The 18299-nt window shown below is 40.6% G+C and carries 18 protein-coding genes and 1 pseudogene; 7 read left to right on the top strand and 12 right to left on the bottom strand.

Features of this window, described 5'->3' with window-relative positions:
- Positions 1-48: 48 nt before the first annotated feature.
- Both pepB and C2M25_RS12670 read left to right on the top strand, forming a co-directional pair.
- Entirely contained in the window at positions 49-1344 is a 1296-nt protein-coding gene (gene pepB / locus C2M25_RS12675) for an aminopeptidase PepB (RefSeq protein WP_105181254.1), read from the top strand.
- 470 nt (positions 1345-1814) lie between these two features.
- A complete protein-coding gene (locus tag C2M25_RS12670; protein ID WP_063703281.1) occupies positions 1815-2381 on the top strand; it encodes a phosphoribosyltransferase in 567 nt (188 codons plus the stop codon).
- 193 nt (positions 2382-2574) lie between these two features.
- On the opposite strand, the gene C2M25_RS12665 is transcribed toward C2M25_RS12670, so the two are convergent.
- From C2M25_RS12665 to C2M25_RS12655, 3 genes are all read right to left on the bottom strand, one after another.
- The gene (locus C2M25_RS12665; RefSeq protein ID WP_158679721.1) at positions 2575-4602 is read right to left on the bottom strand and encodes a hypothetical protein; all 2028 of its coding nucleotides are present in this window, start codon (positions 4600-4602) and stop codon (positions 2575-2577) included.
- Between the two features lie 137 nt (positions 4603-4739).
- Positions 4740-6350 (bottom strand): hypothetical protein, encoded by a 1611-nt coding sequence (locus tag C2M25_RS12660; RefSeq protein ID WP_105181252.1) that lies wholly within the window; start codon positions 6348-6350, stop codon positions 4740-4742.
- A 361-nt stretch (positions 6351-6711) separates the two neighbouring features.
- A complete protein-coding gene (locus C2M25_RS12655; protein ID WP_054560870.1) occupies positions 6712-7368 on the bottom strand; it encodes a Crp/Fnr family transcriptional regulator in 657 nt (218 codons plus the stop codon).
- Positions 7369-7636: 268 nt separating this feature from the next.
- Here C2M25_RS12655 and C2M25_RS12650 point away from each other — a divergent pair, with 268 nt between their 5' ends.
- Entirely contained in the window at positions 7637-7867 is a 231-nt protein-coding gene (locus C2M25_RS12650; protein ID WP_063529621.1) for a YgjV family protein, read from the top strand.
- A 2-nt stretch (positions 7868-7869) separates the two neighbouring features.
- Here C2M25_RS12650 and C2M25_RS12645 read toward each other — a convergent pair whose 3' ends face one another.
- The 5 genes from C2M25_RS12645 to C2M25_RS12625 form a co-directional block, all read right to left on the bottom strand.
- On the bottom strand, positions 7870-9510 hold the full coding sequence (locus C2M25_RS12645) for an amidohydrolase (protein WP_105181251.1): 1641 nt from the start codon (positions 9508-9510) through the stop codon (positions 7870-7872).
- A 93-nt stretch (positions 9511-9603) separates the two neighbouring features.
- Complete coding sequence (locus C2M25_RS12640) at positions 9604-9837, bottom strand: EF-hand domain-containing protein (protein WP_063703288.1); 234 nt, start codon at positions 9835-9837, stop codon at positions 9604-9606.
- Positions 9838-9841: 4 nt separating this feature from the next.
- Positions 9842-10075, bottom strand: coding sequence for an EF-hand domain-containing protein (locus C2M25_RS12635; protein WP_063703291.1), 234 nt, complete (start codon positions 10073-10075; stop codon positions 9842-9844).
- A 103-nt stretch (positions 10076-10178) separates the two neighbouring features.
- Positions 10179-10406 carry a hypothetical protein gene (locus C2M25_RS12630; protein WP_063703293.1) on the bottom strand — a complete coding sequence of 76 codons (228 nt, stop codon included), beginning with the start codon at positions 10404-10406 and terminating at the stop codon, positions 10179-10181.
- A 9-nt stretch (positions 10407-10415) separates the two neighbouring features.
- Positions 10416-10643, bottom strand: coding sequence for a cag pathogenicity island protein Cag25 (locus C2M25_RS12625; RefSeq protein WP_062564862.1), 228 nt, complete (start codon positions 10641-10643; stop codon positions 10416-10418).
- A gap of 312 nt (positions 10644-10955) precedes the next feature.
- Between C2M25_RS12625 and C2M25_RS12620 the strand changes: the two genes are divergently transcribed.
- The 4 genes and pseudogenes from C2M25_RS12620 (at position 10956) to C2M25_RS12605 (ending at position 14796) form a co-directional block, all read left to right on the top strand.
- Positions 10956-12413, top strand: a complete 1458-nt coding sequence (locus C2M25_RS12620) for a HAMP domain-containing sensor histidine kinase (protein WP_105181250.1) — start codon at positions 10956-10958, stop codon at positions 12411-12413.
- 1 nt (position 12414) lies between these two features.
- Positions 12415-12942 (top strand): hypothetical protein, encoded by a 528-nt coding sequence (locus C2M25_RS12615; protein ID WP_063703297.1) that lies wholly within the window; start codon positions 12415-12417, stop codon positions 12940-12942.
- A 2-nt stretch (positions 12943-12944) separates the two neighbouring features.
- Positions 12945-14287, top strand: a pseudogene (locus tag C2M25_RS12610) (sigma 54-interacting transcriptional regulator).
- A gap of 8 nt (positions 14288-14295) precedes the next feature.
- Positions 14296-14796 (top strand): DUF1543 domain-containing protein, encoded by a 501-nt coding sequence (locus C2M25_RS12605; RefSeq protein ID WP_105181249.1) that lies wholly within the window; start codon positions 14296-14298, stop codon positions 14794-14796.
- A 1-nt stretch (position 14797) separates the two neighbouring features.
- On the opposite strand, the gene C2M25_RS12600 is transcribed toward C2M25_RS12605, so the two are convergent.
- The 4 genes from C2M25_RS12600 to pdsR all read right to left on the bottom strand — a co-directional run bounded on the left by C2M25_RS12600 (position 14798) and on the right by pdsR (position 18157).
- Positions 14798-15007 carry a hypothetical protein gene (locus tag C2M25_RS12600; RefSeq protein WP_054560860.1) on the bottom strand — a complete coding sequence of 70 codons (210 nt, stop codon included), beginning with the start codon at positions 15005-15007 and terminating at the stop codon, positions 14798-14800.
- Positions 15008-15057: 50 nt separating this feature from the next.
- A complete protein-coding gene (locus C2M25_RS21740; RefSeq protein ID WP_156426462.1) occupies positions 15058-15228 on the bottom strand; it encodes a hypothetical protein in 171 nt (56 codons plus the stop codon).
- Positions 15229-15341: 113 nt separating this feature from the next.
- Complete coding sequence (pdsS, locus tag C2M25_RS12595) at positions 15342-17468, bottom strand: proteobacterial dedicated sortase system histidine kinase (protein ID WP_105181248.1); 2127 nt, start codon at positions 17466-17468, stop codon at positions 15342-15344.
- Complete coding sequence (pdsR, locus tag C2M25_RS12590) at positions 17468-18157, bottom strand: proteobacterial dedicated sortase system response regulator (RefSeq protein WP_105181247.1); 690 nt, start codon at positions 18155-18157, stop codon at positions 17468-17470. The genes pdsS and pdsR overlap by 1 nt, the downstream gene beginning before the upstream one ends.
- Positions 18158-18299: the final 142 nt, after the last annotated feature.

Raw genomic sequence — 18299 nt, 5'->3', positions numbered from 1 at the left:
GGCTGTAGTAAACTCAAGCAACATTTTTAGCGCAAAGAGTATTCTAACATGTCAGAAAAATTTCTAGTTCAACTTAGCGAGCAGGGCGCTGCCGCACATTGGGGCGAAAAAGCCGCTCTTTCTTTTACTGAACAAGGCGCAACTGTTCATCTAACTGAGCAAGATACACTTAAAAACGTACAAAAAGCAGCACGTACGTTAGCTAATCAAGGCTTAAAAAATATTGCGTTAGTAGGCGATGTTTGGTGCACTGAATCTCAATGGGCTTTCTATCAAGGCTTTGTTTCACCTAAGAATTTAGATGCGATTGAATTTGTTGAAAATGCAAAAACAGACAGCAAAGAATTAGCTTCTTTAAAGCAAGCAGCGACGTGGGCTCGTCAAATGATCAATGGCACAGCTGATGATATTTTCCCAGAAAGCCTAGCCGGTAAAGCGGCTGAGTTTATTCAGTCATTAGCGCCTGAGCACGTAAGCTACCAAATCATTAAAGGTGATGCTTTATTAGAGCAACAGTGGATTGGTATTCACGCGGTAGGTCGTGGTAGTGAGCGTCCACCGGTATTATTAGCATTAGATTACAACCCAACGGGTGACGAGAACGCACCTGTTGCGGCTGCTTTAGTTGGTAAAGGCATTACGTTTGACTCAGGCGGTTATTCTATCAAGCCAAGTGAAGGCATGTTAGGTATGAAGTGTGACATGGGTGGTGCTGCTACAGTAACTGCGGGCTTAGCGCTAGCTATCAGCCGTGGTATCAACAAACGCATTAAATTATTCTTATGTTGTGCAGAAAACCTTATTTCAGGTCATGCTTATAAACTTGGCGATATCCTTACTTATAAGAATGGTACAACGGTTGAAATCGTTAACACCGATGCAGAAGGCCGTTTAGTGCTTGCTGATGGCTTAATGGCTGCAGGTGAGTCTGGTGCGCCATTAATCATTGATGCAGCAACACTAACAGGCGCTGCGCTTGTTGCTGTTGGTCAAGAGTACAATGCATTGTTTGGTCTTGATAAAGAGCTTGTACGTGACGTACAAGACTTTGCAGAGCAAGAAATGGAAGGCGCTTGGCCATTACCTCTTGAAAAATGGCACCAACAAAACTGCCCATCGCCATATGCAGATACCGCAAATAGCCGTCCTCAAAAAGGTGGTGGCTACGGTGGTGCTTCTAATGCGGCTGGCTTCTTATCACGCTTTGTGCCAAATGAAGGCAAAGGTTGGGTGCATATTGACCTTGCGGCTGCATTTAACATGGGCAGCACAAGCGAGTGGGCTGCTGGCGCGACAACACAAGGTATGCGTACCGTTGCAAGAACCTTATTAGAAAAAGCATAAGTAATTTCCTTTTTCTAGTAAGGGCGTGTTGACCCTTTATGATTGATTTTGCAGCAGTGCGTTTGGTATTTAGGCAAGGCAGAGCCTATGTAGTGTGGTTGTTCCACATAAATAGGCGATAACGCAGCATCAATGCCAAACACGCGCTGCCCTTCGGGTTCTTCCTAGGGGCGATTAACTCTTTGTTGCTCGATTTTTACTTAGCCCACTAGGTTACAAATCTCGCGCCGTGATTAAATCGCCCCTAGAGTGAACAAATTTAATCCACAAAGGTCAACACGCCCTTATTAAGCCCCTTAACTTTATCTAAGTTAATGGGCTTTTTTTGATCTAACAGGTAATTTTACAAACTGATACAAGCTTTTTTGAGTAAATTAGTATAAAATCCCGCCCCACATTTTCTCATCCTGTGGTTAGTTTTTATTAAATTAGCTACACTTGAATGATCATTCACACTGGGGTCTCTATTTATGTCAGATAAGTGCTATATTACTGCGCAGCAGCTTCTTGAAGATTCATTTCGTGTTGCGGCACAAGTTTATGAAGATGGTTTCCGTCCTGATTTCATCATTGGTATTTGGCGTGGTGGTGCTCCAATTGGTATCGCAGTTCAAGAATATTACGATTACAAAGGTATCGAAACTGACCATATCGCAGTGCGTACTTCTTCGTATTACGGTATTAACCAGCAATCTAAAGAGATCAAAGTTCACGGTTTGCATTACATCATTGAAAATGCCAATGCAGATAACTCATTACTAATCGTTGATGACGTATTCGATTCTGGTCGTAGTATTGTTGCATTAAAAGAAAAGCTTTCTGAACTAATGCGTTTGAACCTACCACGTGATATCCGCGTTGCATGTCCATACTACAAGCCGAAAAACTCAAAAGTAGACATGGTGCCAGATTATTACATTCATGAGTCTGAAGAGTGGCTTGTGTTCCCTCATGAGCTTTCAGGCCTAACACCAGACGAAATCATCGAAGGTAAGTCAGATTTAGCGAATATCCACGACATTTTACTGGAAAAGTAATTTCGCTCAAAATATCAAAAAAGGTTCCTAGTGAGCCTTTTTTATTGCCTGTAATTCAGAGTAGTAGTTTAAGTTGCACAAATTTATTGATGCTTATCACTAAATAGAAGATTGGTGTTTATGTATAGTTTTAAAAAGGCAATAAAAAACCGCGCATAAGCGCGGTTTAAATAGTTATTTCTAGTGTTAAAAATTAGCCATTACCACCAGTAGATCCCGTTGATCCTGTACCACCTGTAATAGGTTGTTCTTCAACTTCACAGATAGTGGGTATATCTAAATTTTCAACTGTATTGCTTGCAGTAATTTCTTTTACATTCCAGCTATAGTTTGTGTAATTGAAATAGCCAACATAGTAATTAGAGCCTTCCTCTAGGTTAAAATTACCTAGCCCATTAGCTCCTGTATAAACTCTACCTTGCCACATCCAACTAGTATCGTAGATATATACAATCGCTGGCGTAGCTACAGGGGATGCATCAACATCAAAATCTTCAGTATTACTACATACCAACTGAGACTTGAATTGCTGTGAAACCATTGATGGAGGTGTGACATTAAGCTTAATAGTTTTACCATTTAAGTCACATAAATTATCAAAAGATAATTTTGAAACCACTCCATCAGCGCTCGCTTCGCCAACAATACCATCTAAAACATTTTTACTACCACGAATAAATTTAATAGATGCAGGGAACGATGGAGGATTTCTGAAGGTTCCTTCTGAATAGTTTCCTCCATAATTATAAATTCGTTGGCGATAACCCTTGGCTTCGATTAAGAGGTCTGCACGTAAAGTATTTGGGTCATTATTTACATCAACTACATTAAATGAAAGAGTATTTCCTGGGCACTTTGAAGCGCCTATTTGATATGTGAAATAATCTAAGTTCCAATAAGACAGGTGATTAACAGAGACTTCAACATCAAATGTATTTGCTGCACCACTATCTTTTACTAACCCATAATTCTCAAACGACCATTTTCCTGTGTCTTCATCATAGCTCCAAACAGGAAAAATATCATTTACAGCTAAATCTCTAGACGTTGGACTTTCAAGAGTACAAACACCATTCGCATAACCGTTCGCTTCTGCTTGGGCTGAAAGACTGTCTGTTGAAGCTTCATCGTATGTTACAGGGCAAGGATTCAAGGTGTTTTTATCAACCTGCATTGCGACTTCAATTGAAATAGGTTCACCACCATCATCTTCACCAAACGTACTAACTTTGTTTCCTTCATCATCAACTAGCTCTATTGCAACAAAACCACCTGATGTAAATGAACCATCAACTTGTTCTGTATCGCTATTTGGAGCTGTGACAGACAATGAAAGTCCACCAGGAAAAGCATCTAGTGAAGAGCTTTCTAGGGCGTTATCTTCTGTTTCGGTATTATTTCTTGTTGCTTCATTTGCAAAATAAGCCAAGGTCATTTGAGGAGCAGAGGTTAATGCTGTTCCATCTTTATCAAGAAACTTAGTTCCGTTTTTAAGTTTTACAGTAGCACTGCCAACAGCAATATTTGCTTTTGAACTATCGATTTCTTGTTTTAATATTATTTTGTCAGCGCCATCTAGTGATAGTCCTGTTGATGGATCATAAGTTACAGTAACATCTTCCCCTGACTCCCCTTTTAATGATGAAACCGCTTCAGTCGCAGCAGCAACAGCAACATCAGAATCACTCAGCTCTCGTGGTGTTAAACGAACTTCTTTAGCACCAATATTATCAGTAGATGACAAGGTTATAGAGGCATTATTATTTAGGTACCCTTCAGCGCTAATTATAAACTCATAGGTACTGCCTTCTGCAGGAATTGACTCGACAGTAAAGGCAAATGCACTACCTGTTGTTGATTTATCACTATCTGTCAACTCTTCACCACCACCAGATAAAAGCCCATCCTCACTTGAAGTAAATGATATCATTGCAGTGACTGAGTCAGGTAATGGTTGACCTGTAAGGTCTGTGATGTTGATTGTTAACGCACCAGCTTGTACAGCTGCTGCAACTGGCGGGACTGCTACATTTTGTGTGGGGGTAGGGGGTTCAGGTATTGTTTCATTGTTATCGTTATCACTAAAACAGCCCGCTAAGATCAGCGTAGAGCTTACTGCTAAAGCGAGTTTAGATAAGTTAAAGCTAGACTTTTTCATCGTCACTTTCCTTGTAAAGTTAATTTTTACTGCATTTGTATGAAAATTAATGCTAGTAGCCATACACTTTTACGTCAAGGAAGTGGCTAATGAACTGTTTAATTATTTTAAAAAATAGGATTATTGGTGTAGGAAGAAATTTAGATAAAAAAATACCTCCCAGAGGAGGTATTTTTAAAACTTTAACAAACTAAATTTAATTAGCCGTTACCACCAGTAGAACCGGTTGAGCCAGTACCACCAGTTACAGGAACAGTTTCAAGCTCGCAGTTGTCACGAACGATGTTAAAGGTTTCATCAGTACCATCTGCCGTGATAGTGAATGTTTGCTCTTCAACATCAACACCACGTGGAGTGAATACAACATCATACTCTGAACCGCTTTGTAAGCCAGTTAAGCTGTATGAACCATCAGAACCACTTGCTGCTGTTTTAATTCTGTTTGCTTGTGCATACTTAACTAAAGCACCTGTGAATGGGTACGTATTATCTTGGAAATCTTCGCTCGCGTTAGAACAAGAATAAGTTACATTGATATTCTCATTAACGATTTCGTAAGGTTGAACAACTGGAATTGAAATTGGACCACATACTAATTGTGAGCTGAAACCCCATGAGTTACCTAGTAAATCACGTACAGAGATACGAGCATTTAATGTATTCCATAAGCCATACTTAGCTGCAGCACGTAAGAATAGGTTACCGCTGCCAGATTTAATACGGCGGCTGTATGAGAATTGAGGAGTATCAATATCAATAATTAATGGTACGCTACCAGGGTAGCCACCTAATGCGAAAGTTGGTACCGCTGTACAAGCTGGGAAGCTCCAAAGGAAAGGCCAGCCAGATAAGTGATTAGTAGAAACAGTTGCATTACCGTCAGCGTCTACTGTTACAGAATCTTCTGTTGCCCACTCACCAGTATCTTCGTTATAAGACATTACACTTAGAGAATCGCCTTCAGAAATCGCTTGGCCATTAACTGTTGCTGGTAATGATGCAGTAAGAGAAATTGGGCTAGAGAAGTTTTTAACTTTTGAATCACCAGCTTTCATTTCAATATTCATCATCGAAACAGGAACTTGAACAGTAGTTGTGCTTGATTCATTTAAGCCATCAGGGATAAGGTCAATTGCTTTCGCTTTACCTGAAGCTGCGTCAACATCAGCAGTAACTACAGATAAGCTAATATCACCGTCTGCGATTGCATTACCATCTGCATCCTGTAAAACAACATCTGTACCAATTGCAACAGACGCTGAGCTTGAGTCTGCATCTGCTGATACAGTTAGTTCTTCAGCAAGTTGACCAGAAGTAGTTGTACCTGTGCCAGAAGCTGATGTTACTGTTGAATCAAGTTTCGTAAGTTGGACGAAAGCTTCAAAAGGCTCAGAGCTGTCCACTTCAGAGAAATCTAAAATTGAAGTTTTAGAAATGAACTCATCTGAAGAAACAATCATTTTAAGCGTAGAAACATCAGATGATGCTAGGTTGAATGTGAAAGAACCATCTTCAGTTGTAATAGAGGTAATAGCGTTACCGTCGATATCAACAACATTTTCAGAAGGAGCACCATCTTGGTAAAACATAATTGTTGCAGCAATTGGATTACCTGTTGATTTTTGAACTACGTTACCTGAAACGTAGAACGTTAAATCCTCAGGGGTATCAGCCACAGGAACGTCTACTGTAGGTACTGGTGGCTCAGGCACTGTGTCGTTTTTGTCGTCATCACTCAAACAACCACTTAAGCTTAAAGTGACACCTAACGCTAGCGCTAGCTTGGTTAGTTTAAATTCATTGTTTCCCATAATCGTTACCTTTCTTTCCTTTCTCGTAAAGTAATCAGACTTTTATTAGAGCAAATAGTACCGGTTTGTGCACCGAAAAAACGCCACACATGGTTATCTGTTATTGAAGGATAAGCGTACATTATATATACGTCAAGTGAACATTATATATACTTTCATTAATAAAATAAGAAAGTTCTGTCTCATCTTTCAGGTGTAACTTGTGACAACACACCGCTTTGCAAAATTATAATACAGAGCTTTGCTGTTAAAAAGCTTAACTCTATGAATATTTATAGATTATCCAACTGAACTTATGCTGACTTTGCTTTTCAGTTTGGTAATATTATTTTAAAGCATTTAAGAAAAATTTGTAACACATTTATAACTGCGCAAAACTTTCGACGTAGTCGCTAAGCTTGTCGATATCTACTACTTGTAAGCCTTGATTACTTCTTTGTACTAAGCCTTTTTCAACCAATTCTGTAACGACGCGTCTATATGCTCTTTCGGTGGTGGCAAAGCGCTCAGCTTCAGCATTTACGGTAGGGTAGGCACGCAGTAACGTTGGGTTACTGTTTTCAGCTCTTAATAAGCAATCTTTAGCTATGTTGTAGCTAAGTGGTAATAGCAGCTTATCTAAATTTATTTTTTGGTTTTCTTGGAATTTAGCGGCAATTGTTTGCGCTGTGTACAAGCTTAACTCTGGCTTTTCTAAGAGTAGTGCGCGCCAATGTTTAAGCTCAATTAGGTTATAACTTACATCGCTAAAGCACGTAACTGTGTAGATACACGGGTAGTTATTCAGTGCTTCAATTTCACCAATCAGAGTGTTGTTACAATCAAGCTGGCCCAAAAGAAGGCGTCGGCCATTACCCACGTCATAGCTGAACGACACTGTGCCACTTCTCACTAATACGAGTTTTGACAAAGGTTGATCTTGGTGGATCAGCACTTCTTTTTTAGCTTGTTGAAAACTACTGCCAGCAAATGTCAGTAATTGGTCAACAAGATAGCTTGAAAAATGATATTGAAACATTAACGCCGCTCTTCGGACAATTGTCCTATTTATTACATCTTAATGACGTTAGCATTAAGATTCTAAGAATTTACGCTAACTTGCTAGTAAGGTGATTCACGTTACTGATACCTTCATTTCCCGTGTAATGATTTTAAAGCCAAGATTATTCTTAAGCTTTACAAGGTTTTTAGTAAGTTAGCTTTTTTATTTTATTGTCAAACTAGCACAGAGTGCGTCAAAAAAAATGACAAGCTCCAATGCTAACCTAAAGCCTAGGAGAGAACAATTGAGTTGGGAATATTTAGGCTATTTAGCGTCAGCACTGTTGGTTGCTTCTTTGACAATGAGCGATGTAGTAAAACTACGCTGGCTCAACCTAGCAGGGTGTATTGCATTTACCTTCTACGGACTGGCAATAGGTGCCGTTCCGGTGGCCTTCACCAATGGTTTACTGGCGTTTGTGAATATTTTCCACATCATTAAATTAAAGCGTCAGCAAAAAGCTGACGCCGAGTAATATTATTCCTCTTTTTTATATTTTAACTCGCCCGCAATCCAAGTTTGTGTCACGTTTATATCGTGGATCTCAGAAACTGGGGCTTTGTAATAGTCTTTATCAATCAAAATAAAGTCAGCCCACTTTCCTTGCTCTAAACTACCTATCTTAAACTCTTGATGTGCAGCATAAGCACCACCTAAAGTAAACGCACGCAAAGCTTCATCACGCGATAGCAGCTCTTGTGGTCGCCAGCCACCTTCAGGAAGTTGATTATGATCCATTCGTGTAATGGCTGAATATAAGCCATCAAACGGATCAGCAAGCTCTACAGGAAAGTCAGAACCTGCTGCAATTACAGAGCCTTGCGCTAAAAAGGTTTTCCAAGCATACGCCCCTTCAAGTTGTTTTTCAGTCAGGCGCTGCTCTGCCATATGCATATCAGAGGTTGCATGAACAGGCTGCATTGAAGGAATAATTTTTAACGTTTTAAAACGAGGGATATCTTCAGGAGTCACAATTTGTGCGTGTTCAATTCGGTTACGAAGTAAAATGCCACCGGTTTTTTTAAACACATTTTCATAAGCATCGAGCACCACGTGATTGGCTTTATCACCAATTGCATGGGTGTTCGCACTAAAGCCATGAGCAAAGCTTAAGTTGAATAGCTGTTCAAGCTTTTCTTGGGTTTCAAGCATTAAGCCGTGGTGATTTTTACGATCTGCGTATTCCTCGATGAGGGCTGCGCCTCGACTGCCTAAAGCACCATCTGCATACACTTTGACACTTCGAATCGACAGCATGTCATTCATGTCTTTATATTTGCCTGCTTTGAGCATGGTTTCTAGTTGAGGATCGGCAGCACTTAGCATGGCTACGATTCTGACAGGAAGGGTATTTTGCTCAGAGCGCTGCTTGTACACTTGCCACGTGTCGTAATCGATACCGGCATCATGGGTTGATGTAATACCCAAACTTAGTAGATGTTTACCTGCATTATCTAATGCCGTATTAATGCTGGCATGGCTTGCTTTTGGTACATGTTGGGTAACAAGCGTTTCGGCTTTATCAATGAATACCCCAGAAGGTAACCCTGAATCCAGCTTTAAAATTTCACCGCCGGCAGGAGAGGGAGTTTGTTTATCAATACCTGCAAGTTCCATGGCTTTTGAGTTAACCCATACAGCATGGCCATCAACGCGAGAAAGCACTACAGGTTTGTCTTTTACATATTTGTCTAAATCAGCTGCAGTTGGAAACTCACCGCCAGGCCATTGCTCTTGATTCCAACCGCGACCAATGATCCAACCTTGTTTATCTTTGGCAAACTCAGCCAGCATTTTGCCAACCTCATCTGCCGAGTGCGTATTTCTGACATCAAGTTGTGAAAGGTTATTACCTAAACCAATTACATGGCCGTGAGCATCGACTAAGCCAGGTAACAATGTGGCTTGCTTGCCATCAATTGCGGTGGCGTCAGGGAAGCTATTTTTAATTGAGTCATTGCCTGTTTTTACGACTTTACCGTCTTTAAAAACCAGTGCAGAAAAGTGTTGGGTTTCGCCTTTGTAGGTAGGCGTGTAGCCATTTACATTATAAATAACAGTGGTGTTGGCAAAGCAGCTAAGTGAAGCTGTTGCTAGTAAGCTGATGATGAGTTTCATAATCTTCTAATAGTTTTTATTGATTTATGAAAACAGTATCAGAGTTGCAGTAAACTGCAACTCAGCAGTAAGTAAATAATTAACCGTAACGCTTTATTTGCTTGCGTAGACCTTAAATTCACTAAGCGATAATTTATTATCTTTATCGCTGTCGTAGTTTTTGAAACGTGACCACAGAGCAGGGTCTCTCGCAGACTCTGAGCGAGTCAGGTAACCATCGTCATTACGATCAAGTTGTTTAAATTTTTCACCAATACTATCTGCAGCAAAACTCACTGTGCTAGTTACACAACATAAAATTAGGCTGGCAAAGGTTAATTTTGACATTACTTTAACTCTTGTTTGTTAAATAGTGTTTAAATTCAAGGAGCGAGATTTGTTGATCTTTATCTGTATCCCACTGCGCCATGCGTTTTTGCAAGTGCGGTTGCGATGACAGTTCCTGCACAGATAAAAAGCCATTTTTATCTTTATCAAGGTGATCAAATCTTTGTTTTACATCCAATGCTAAGCTATTGAAGCTTATAGTAATTAAGGTACATGAAGCAAGCCAGAAAATTCTCATAATTACACTCCTTTATAAATAAAAGTGCTTGCCATAATTTAACTCCCAAAATTTAAATCCGTTTACACATTCCCTCTGGGATTATGGCAAGCACTTTAAGCCGTTAAGGTTTGAATTTTTCAAACTCTTGTTCAGACAGAACCTGATCTCCGTTTTCATCCAGATCGGCAAATTGCTTAAGTAGGTTATCGTGTTTGGTTGCTTCAGTTAATGAAATCTCGCCGTCGGCGTTAATATCAAACTTAGCAAATCGAACATCCATTTGTGATGCTAGAACGGTGGCGCTGATAACTAAAAACATCAGCGAGAATGCAGCTAATAGTTGTTTCATTACAATCTCCTATTGAATAAACGACTGAAACTCAGAAAATGAAATTTGGCCATCTTGGTTACTATCAATTTGCGTAAAGTTGCCATGTAATAATGCATCTTCAGATGCTTCAGCTTCACTCAAAAAACCATTACTGTCTTTATCGAGTTCGTTAAACGTTGTTTGCAAATCAAGTGCATAACTACTTAACGAGATGAGACTTATAAGCAGGGTGGCTGCCAAGGCCGTTACTTTCATTTTGTGTCCTAAATAACTAATTTGCTTAGTACTAATCAAAATCAGTGCCAATTTTAAAAGTACATAATTATCAATTGGTTATAGGTTTTATGTGGTTTTGAATGCGAAATAGTTACAGGGTGTTGTGTCTTTTTTGCAACGATTTTCAGGTGTTAAAAGTTTATCCATTTTATTTCAATGAGTTAGTTTGTTGCTAAATAGCAACTTTGTATCGGTTTTTGGGTGAAAATCAGTCCTTTTTAAGGTCGGATTCAGCGAGTGTCTAAGTTTGTTCACTAATAATCAGCATCTGCAATTATGTTGAGAGTGAATATGCAAAATAAAGTAGCGATAAAAATAAAACAGTTACTAAATTGGCGACCTAGTCTTATTGGCCAGTTCGTCTGTAGCATTTTGCTGTCTTTGCTGCCGTTATCCTTGGTGGTGATTTTATTTTTAAATGCGCTCAATAAGCAGCTTGCAGTGACTCAAGAAATCGTCGGTGACAATTACGAAATTACCAAAGCATTCAATAACCTCAAACAAGACTTAAATAGCCTTGAACGAGCAACTCGACAAAACTGGGTGCTTAAAAGTGAATCCCTCGATAGCTTAATTGCCAACAAGTGGCAATCGTCACTGCAAAGTGTCGATGAGCTCATTTTCTTAAGCCCAACCGCTGATTATGTCTCGCAGTGGCGGCAATTGGCTGAGGTATTACAGTTTGCGCATCAACATTTATTAATAGAACAAAAGCAAGATGGTGAGCTGTTTGCACCCGCTAGTAAGCTTATCAGTGAGCAAACAAATTGGCTCAAAGAGCAAAATGAATTACGCATCACAAAAAATCAGCAGCAATTAAAAGCACTTCAAGCTTCATTTATTAATTGGTTAGTTGCGTTAATTCCACTCACGTTATTGGTCGGGGGCGGGTTTCTTTGGCGGATCAGCGGACGGCTCAGGGAACTCACACATGTTATTGATAAACTTGGACAAGGCCATTGGCAGCAAAAAATTCAAGTTCGAGGCTCCTCAGAGTTAGTTGAATTAGGTAACAAACTAGAGTGGGTTCAAGCACAGCTACATATGCTTGAGCAGCAAAAAGATACATTTTTACGCCATGTGACACATGAATTAAAAACCCCCCTAGCTTCGATGGTTGAAGGCACAGACTTACTCGCAGATGAAATTGTTGGCCCAATCAATAATGAGCAACAAGCTGTCCTTGGGCTAATAACGCAAAGTATGGTGCGACTCAGAGCCATGATTGAAAGCTTATTGAGTTACAACGCTATTCGCACGAGTAAGCAAAGCCTAAGCGAGCTTAACTTTAACTTGATGATGAATAAAATTGAGCGTCATTTTGAGCACCGATTATCAGCGCGTGACTTATCCATTGTGTGGGTGAATGAGTTACCAAATAAAGCCTTGTTTATCTCAATTGAGCTACTTGAAATGGTGCTCATTCAGCTGACTTCAAATGCGTTAAAGTTTTCGCCGGAACATGAGTCAGTGACAATAAAAGCAAGCTTAAAACAGGGACAGTTAATTTTGAGTGTCAGCGACTTAGGAGTAGGGATAGAGGATACTGAAAAAGCCGCTGTATTTGGGGCTTTTTACCAAGGAAAAAATGCAAAACAACATACTGAAATGGGCAGCGGGCTTGGTTTAACCATAGTTAAAGAAACCGTTGAACAATTAAACGGTAAGCTCTCTATTACAGATAATGAGCCACAAGGGTGTGTATTTACAGCCATTTTACCAATTCAATTAACCCAAGGAGTTAACTGATATGGGCTTAGCGAATAAAGCCAGTTTTATGCTTGTTATAGGCACACTTTTTATAACAGGGTGCACGATCACGCAAAAGCATGTTGAGCCAGAGCAAGTAGAGCCGACAACAGATGTGAAACCTCAAGGGCAACCTAATCCCAAGCCTCGGCCGAAAAGTGAGCCGTTATACCCGCCTGCAAGTACAGTCATTGCTTGGCATGCAGCCAAGTGTGGTGGCTTTAAAGCGTCTTCTGATAAAGCAAATTATGTTGGCGAAAATGAGCTAAAGCGTCTGTTTGAGTCAATTTGTTTACTCGGTGCTTCAGAGCCAGAAAAAGCCCTTAATCAGCTTGAAAAAAGTGACCATGCTTTTTATTGGCCAGATGATATTAAGCAGTATCTATGGTTACAAAAACAATATTTACAACAGAATTTAGCGGCAAAACAAGCTAAGCAAGCACTGAGTGATGAAATGGAAAAAACCTTATCGTCGCTTGCGACTATCGAACAACAACTTCTGCTACGTGAAGAAACCAAGGAGCAGTAATCATGAATGAAGTAACAAAACCACGGGTTTTATTAGTAGATGACGATGCGAGTTTATTAAAGTTACTAGCGATTAGAATTGAGTCTAAAGGCTATTTGGTTAGTACAGTTGAAAGTGGCATTGAGGCATTACAAACGCTAAAAAACCAAACCATGATGCGGTGATCACCGACTTAAGAATGGATGAAATGGACGGCATGGCTCTACATCGCCAGTTACAAAGTCGTTATCCTTCAATGCCGGTGATTATGATGACAGCACATGGTTCGATACCTGATGCAGTGGAAGCGACGAAGCAAGGTATATTTGCGTTTATTACCAAGCCTGTAGATAAAGATGAGCTGTTCGACAGCCTTGCTAAAGCTATCGAGATCCATGGTGTACACGGCGATGAAACACCGACACAAACCAATATTGTCACCCGTAGCGGGGCGATGTTGCATTTACTTGAGCAAGTTAAATTGCTTGGTCCAACGCAAGTGAATGTGTTGATCTCCGGTGCTAGTGGAACAGGTAAAGAGCTGCTTGCACAAGCGATACATCAACACAGCCATGTTAGTGATGGGCCATTTGTGGCAATTAACTGCGGCGCAGTGCCGGGAGAGCTTTTAGAGTCTGAATTATTTGGGCATAAAAAAGGCGCATTTACAGGTGCAGTCAAAGACCATCAAGGTTTGTTTCAACAAGCACAAGGTGGTACCCTTTTTCTAGACGAAATTGGTGATATGCCTCTAAATTTACAAGTAAAACTGCTGAGGGTTTTACAAGAGAAAACCATTCGCCCTGTAGGCTTTCAAGAAGAGATCCCAATTGATGTGCGGGTGGTGTCGGCGACCCATAAGAACCTCCCAGAGGCAATCAATAATCAGCAGTTCCGTGAAGATTTATATTACCGATTAAACGTGGTGAACTTAAAATTGCCTCCGCTTTGTGAACGCCGAGAAGATATCAGTTTGCTAGCACAGCATTTTGCATGTCTAATTGCTAAACGTATGGGGCAAGATCAAAAGCAGTTTGCCAATGATGCAATGCATGCGTTGGTTCGCTATGACTGGCCGGGTAATATCCGTCAATTACAAAATGTGATAGAGCAAGTTGTAGCCCTTACACCTGGTAAAGTGATTGCTGCTCAGTTAGTTGAGAGTGCATTAAATAGTAATGTTAGTATTGCTGAGCCACTTTCGTTAAATGATGCAAAAAAAGAATTTGAGCGAGATTATTTAATTAATACGCTGAAAATGTCAGCGGGTAATGTTGCCGAAGCCGCAAAGCTTGCGAAACGTAATCGCTCAGATTTTTATAAATTAATCAAAAAGCACAACATTAATGTTGAAAGCTTAATATAAGGAAAAACATGGCGCTTTTTTTAGTCTATCTGGGCGGTCGTATTCAAGGTTGCCACATTGAAATGCACGACGTTCGATTTGTCGTAGGTGATAACATTGAACAAACCTACTCAAAACTAAAAGCACAATGGGTGGGTGATAAAAACAATGTGCATATGGATAGCTACATGCGAATTCAGCACATCGATGGCTATCAGGTCGAAGTGGTTGATACTGCGCATCACCAAGCCGAAAAACTGTATTTTGTGAATTTAGGTGCTTACCGAGCTGATAGTCTTGCGGAGCAACATGATTTTGCATTGTACGTTGCGCGTAGCAGTGAAGAAGCAAAGCAACGCGCTAAAGAGTCTTTATTGGCGGGAATGACTCATCTTCATAAAGATGACTTACACGATGTAGACGATTGTTTTGCGATTGATTTGTTAGATAGCAACTTATCAATAAAATTAACGCCAAGCGGGCAAGCTCAAGCAATGAAGCCCGATTGGTTTGGCTATTACGTTCTTTGATCTAATCTTGGTTATCGTTTTTACTGGCAACTTTAAAGGCGATAATCACCAATCCAAACAAAGCAAATGGCAGTGCAGCGAGTAAATACTCAACGGTATGGCTGTCTTGATAGTTAGGCTGAAGTAGGAAGTGACCTGCAACACAAAGTAAAATAGCCACGAACAAAACGGGCAGTAAAATCAGTTCTTTTTTAGGTGAGTGTTTTTTCATTACAAGGCGTTATATTCCAAAGGTGCGCCATTGTAATGATCTCAGCTTACTCAGGTCAAATAAGTTGCTTTATAGTTTGCTTTATATTGCGCTGTATCAACTTTTTTTGTGTCAGCTTTTACAGGCTGCTTTTTTGGAGCCGCTGGTTTATCGGTTGCTTCATTATAGCTAAATAGCCCCATAATGAACTCAATCTCTTCACGTTGTAATCCAGATCGCATAATGCCCTCCAAAGAATAATTTGCCTTTTGTATTACAAATATTACGTCCTGTAATCTGAATTATCGGTGAATACCCAGTCATTAAACTGTAATCATATGTAACGCAAATATGCTTATTTAATAGGCAGCTCCACAGTAAACACAACACCTGTGCCATCATCTAAATTTTCTGCCAATACTTTACCGTGATGGTAATCACAAATAAGCCTTACAATATAAAGACCTAAACCCAAGTGTGGCTGCTGCTGATGTTGTTGACTTCTCACCGAGACCATTGAGTCGAAAATGTGTTCAACTAAACCGTCAGGGAGCAGAGGCCCTTGGTTGCTAATTGTTAATAATGCATGGTGCTCTTGCTTGGTTAAACTGACTGAAATTGTGCTTTGCGAGGTTTTAAACTCAAGTGCGTTGTTGATGAGCTTATCGAGTAATTGGGCAATAAATTCTGGTGCGCCACTAACATTTAACGGCTCTTTATATAGCGACAAGGTAAATAGGCTTTCACCATAGGTTATTTGATAGCCCTGCATGCAACCGGTGATCACCTTGGTCAGGTCAAACTCTTCTGCCTCGGCACTTTGAATACTTTGTTCAAGGCGCGTTGCTTCACTCATGGTGGTAATAATTTTACCTAACCGCTCAACCCCTTCACTGGCACGGTCGAGGTATTTTTGACTCAGTTCAGATTGCGGCTGCATTTGTAAATTTTCAAGTGATGAGCGCACAACAGCCACGGGCGTACGCAGCTCATGGGAGAGTCGTGATGACATATTTTCTAAGTAATCAGTATAACCACTTAAACGGCTAACAATGTTGGCAAAGCTGCGAGAAAGGTCGCCAATTTCGTCATTCGAATCGGCATAAGTAATTTTGCCGGTGATGCGCCCTTGGGCATCAATGGCTTGCTCGGCGTTGTCACGTAAGCGGCGAATACGGCTGGAAATTCTTGAAGCAAAAAAGAATAGCGTCACAGTGCCTACAAGCATCACTGCTAAAATGACATTAAAGAGCTTCTCTAACGATTTATTACGTAGGGTGCGCACGCCATTGGTGGTTTCTTCTGCGATTACTGCACCAATGACTTTGTCTTGGATCCAAATAGGGTAGGCCGCCGATAAAATAACGGCTTTGTTATCTGGAGTTAAGCGCCATGATGATGCAGGTTTCCCATTTAAAGCACTGGCTATGTGAGTACCTTGCATCGCTGCTACATCATGTAAGGTATCAATAAACTCATTTTCTGGGCGAGTTAAAATTTTATAGTAAAGTGGGTGTAAGTAATCTTGCTCAAAGCGTTGCCACCAGGTTGTTGCGGGCTCCTCTTTTAGGCCGTCTGCCCAAACGCCATCGGCATGATGAATTGAGCCTGATTGTGCAAGTACGCGATGATGGTTATCGACGACCCAAATTCGGCTGCCACTGTGGCCCATGCCTTTCAAAATACGGTTAATTTCTGGTGAAGGCACTAAAACAGAGCCGATATCATTGGGATTTTGTAGGTTTGAGGTCGACATAAGCTGAGGCTCAACCTTGTCTTCATCCCAATCTTCAACCGCAAAACCAAGCTTATTACCTAGCATCGAAAGCGGGAAACGCAGCTCTATGTTGTAACCTGTGTCGGTGCTTTTAAAATAGCCTTGGATTTTAGTGACAGGCTCTTGTGTCGTAGCATCAAAGGCATTAACCCAACCATCTTGACGGGCAGCCACCACATAACTTTTAAATTCACCTTCAGGTGTTTTTAGCATGATCTGTAAGTGATCATTACGGGTAAAGCTGAGCACATTTTTAGCACGGTACACCAGTGAGCTATCAGTGACTTTAAATGCCGCATAAAGGTAGTTTTCGTATTTGCCTACCATGTGATCAAAACTTAGATCACTATCTTGATGATCATTACTTAACCCCTGTAAATAGCGTTTGTCATAATGCCAAAATAAGCTTTGATAAGGTTGCCATTCCGACAATTTGCCATCAAGTTGAATCGGGTTATTTAGATTATAGGCGTATAAATCTCGACCTTTTACAACTTGATCTAAAAAGTTGGTTTGCGAGTCAAACAAAGCAGGGCGTTCATGTAATGCGGTAGCGAGTGCACGGGTGGTGCCCACTAAGGTTTTTTCTTGCCCTTGTCTTAAGAACTTTTCCATTTCCCAAACATACTCATAGCCAAGCCAAGGCAATAAAAATAAAAAGCAGGATAAGAAAATAAACTTTGTTCTGAGCCCCAAGCGCAGCATTAAGCTTGCTCCCAGCGATAACCCATACCGTAAACGGTATCAATGCAGTCAAATGCATCATCTAAAGCAATAAACTTTTTACGAATGCGTTTTACATGCGAGGTAATGGTGCTGTCATCAACATAAATTTTCGCATCACTCATTAATTCGTTGCGGCTTTTAACATGGCCTGGACGCTGCGCAAGTGAATGCACCATCCAAAATTCTGTCACGGTTAAATCAACCAGTTGCTCTTGCCAAAACACCTGCATGCGCTGGGTATCTAACTTTAATGGGCCGCGATGCAAAAGAGCGGTTTGATCGGCGGGTTGATCGAAGGCATCAAGGCGTCTAAACAAGGCACCAATTCGAGCAGCAAGATGCGCCATACTGATGTCTTTGGTTAAGTAATCGTCGGCTCCCATGCGCAGGCCGCATACGGTATCAATTTCGCTATCGCGGGCGGTTAAAAATATAATCGGTAAGGTTTTAGAAAGACTGCGTAATGTTTGGCAAAGTAAAAAACCACCATCCACTTCATGGCCAAGGCCAATATCAACAATGGCTAAATCTGGTAAAGATTGACTAAATGCCAGTTCAGCACAGGCTCTGTCAGCAAAGCCTACAACTTGATAGCCCTGAGCACTGAGCATTTCTGTGTAGTTTTCGCGGATTGCTGTTTCATCTTCAACGATTGCTATTTTCTTCATTGTTAATACTTACTTAAATTCTTTCTATAGCGAACTATACCTAATTTTTTGCCTTGCGTACTGGCAAAAACGCGATTGCCATTTTTCTGCCACAATTGCTCAGCAGTTTGCCTTTTTTGATCCCCTTTATTGCCATTTCGAC

Source organism: Pseudoalteromonas sp. T1lg21 (assembly GCF_002964625.1).
GTDB classification, from domain to species: domain Bacteria; phylum Pseudomonadota; class Gammaproteobacteria; order Enterobacterales; family Alteromonadaceae; genus Pseudoalteromonas; species Pseudoalteromonas gelatinilytica.
The sequence above is the reverse complement of the archived record's forward strand: the minus strand, read 5'-3'. Positions and strand labels throughout refer to the sequence as shown.

Coding starts and splice junctions, on each gene's coding strand:
- C2M25_RS12660 (WP_105181252.1), bottom strand. CDS start 6,350: ATGGGAAACAATGAATTTAAACTAACCAAGCTAGCGCTAGCGTTAGGT.
- C2M25_RS12640 (WP_063703288.1), bottom strand. CDS start 9,837: ATGTCAAAATTAACCTTTGCCAGCCTAATTTTATGTTGTGTAACTAGC.
- C2M25_RS12665 (WP_158679721.1), bottom strand. CDS start 4,602: ATGGCTACTAGCATTAATTTTCATACAAATGCAGTAAAAATTAACTTT.
- pepB (WP_105181254.1), top strand. CDS start 49: ATGTCAGAAAAATTTCTAGTTCAACTTAGCGAGCAGGGCGCTGCCGCA.
- C2M25_RS12645 (WP_105181251.1), bottom strand. CDS start 9,510: ATGAAACTCATCATCAGCTTACTAGCAACAGCTTCACTTAGCTGCTTT.
- pdsS (WP_105181248.1), bottom strand. CDS start 17,468: ATGCTGCGCTTGGGGCTCAGAACAAAGTTTATTTTCTTATCCTGCTTT.
- C2M25_RS12670 (WP_063703281.1), top strand. CDS start 1,815: ATGTCAGATAAGTGCTATATTACTGCGCAGCAGCTTCTTGAAGATTCA.
- C2M25_RS12635 (WP_063703291.1), bottom strand. CDS start 10,075: ATGAGAATTTTCTGGCTTGCTTCATGTACCTTAATTACTATAAGCTTC.
- C2M25_RS12625 (WP_062564862.1), bottom strand. CDS start 10,643: ATGAAAGTAACGGCCTTGGCAGCCACCCTGCTTATAAGTCTCATCTCG.
- C2M25_RS12655 (WP_054560870.1), bottom strand. CDS start 7,368: ATGTTTCAATATCATTTTTCAAGCTATCTTGTTGACCAATTACTGACA.
- pdsR (WP_105181247.1), bottom strand. CDS start 18,157: ATGAAGAAAATAGCAATCGTTGAAGATGAAACAGCAATCCGCGAAAAC.
- C2M25_RS12630 (WP_063703293.1), bottom strand. CDS start 10,406: ATGAAACAACTATTAGCTGCATTCTCGCTGATGTTTTTAGTTATCAGC.
- C2M25_RS12615 (WP_063703297.1), top strand. CDS start 12,415: ATGGGCTTAGCGAATAAAGCCAGTTTTATGCTTGTTATAGGCACACTT.
- C2M25_RS12600 (WP_054560860.1), bottom strand. CDS start 15,007: ATGAAAAAACACTCACCTAAAAAAGAACTGATTTTACTGCCCGTTTTG.
- C2M25_RS21740 (WP_156426462.1), bottom strand. CDS start 15,228: ATGCGATCTGGATTACAACGTGAAGAGATTGAGTTCATTATGGGGCTA.
- C2M25_RS12620 (WP_105181250.1), top strand. CDS start 10,956: ATGCAAAATAAAGTAGCGATAAAAATAAAACAGTTACTAAATTGGCGA.
- C2M25_RS12605 (WP_105181249.1), top strand. CDS start 14,296: ATGGCGCTTTTTTTAGTCTATCTGGGCGGTCGTATTCAAGGTTGCCAC.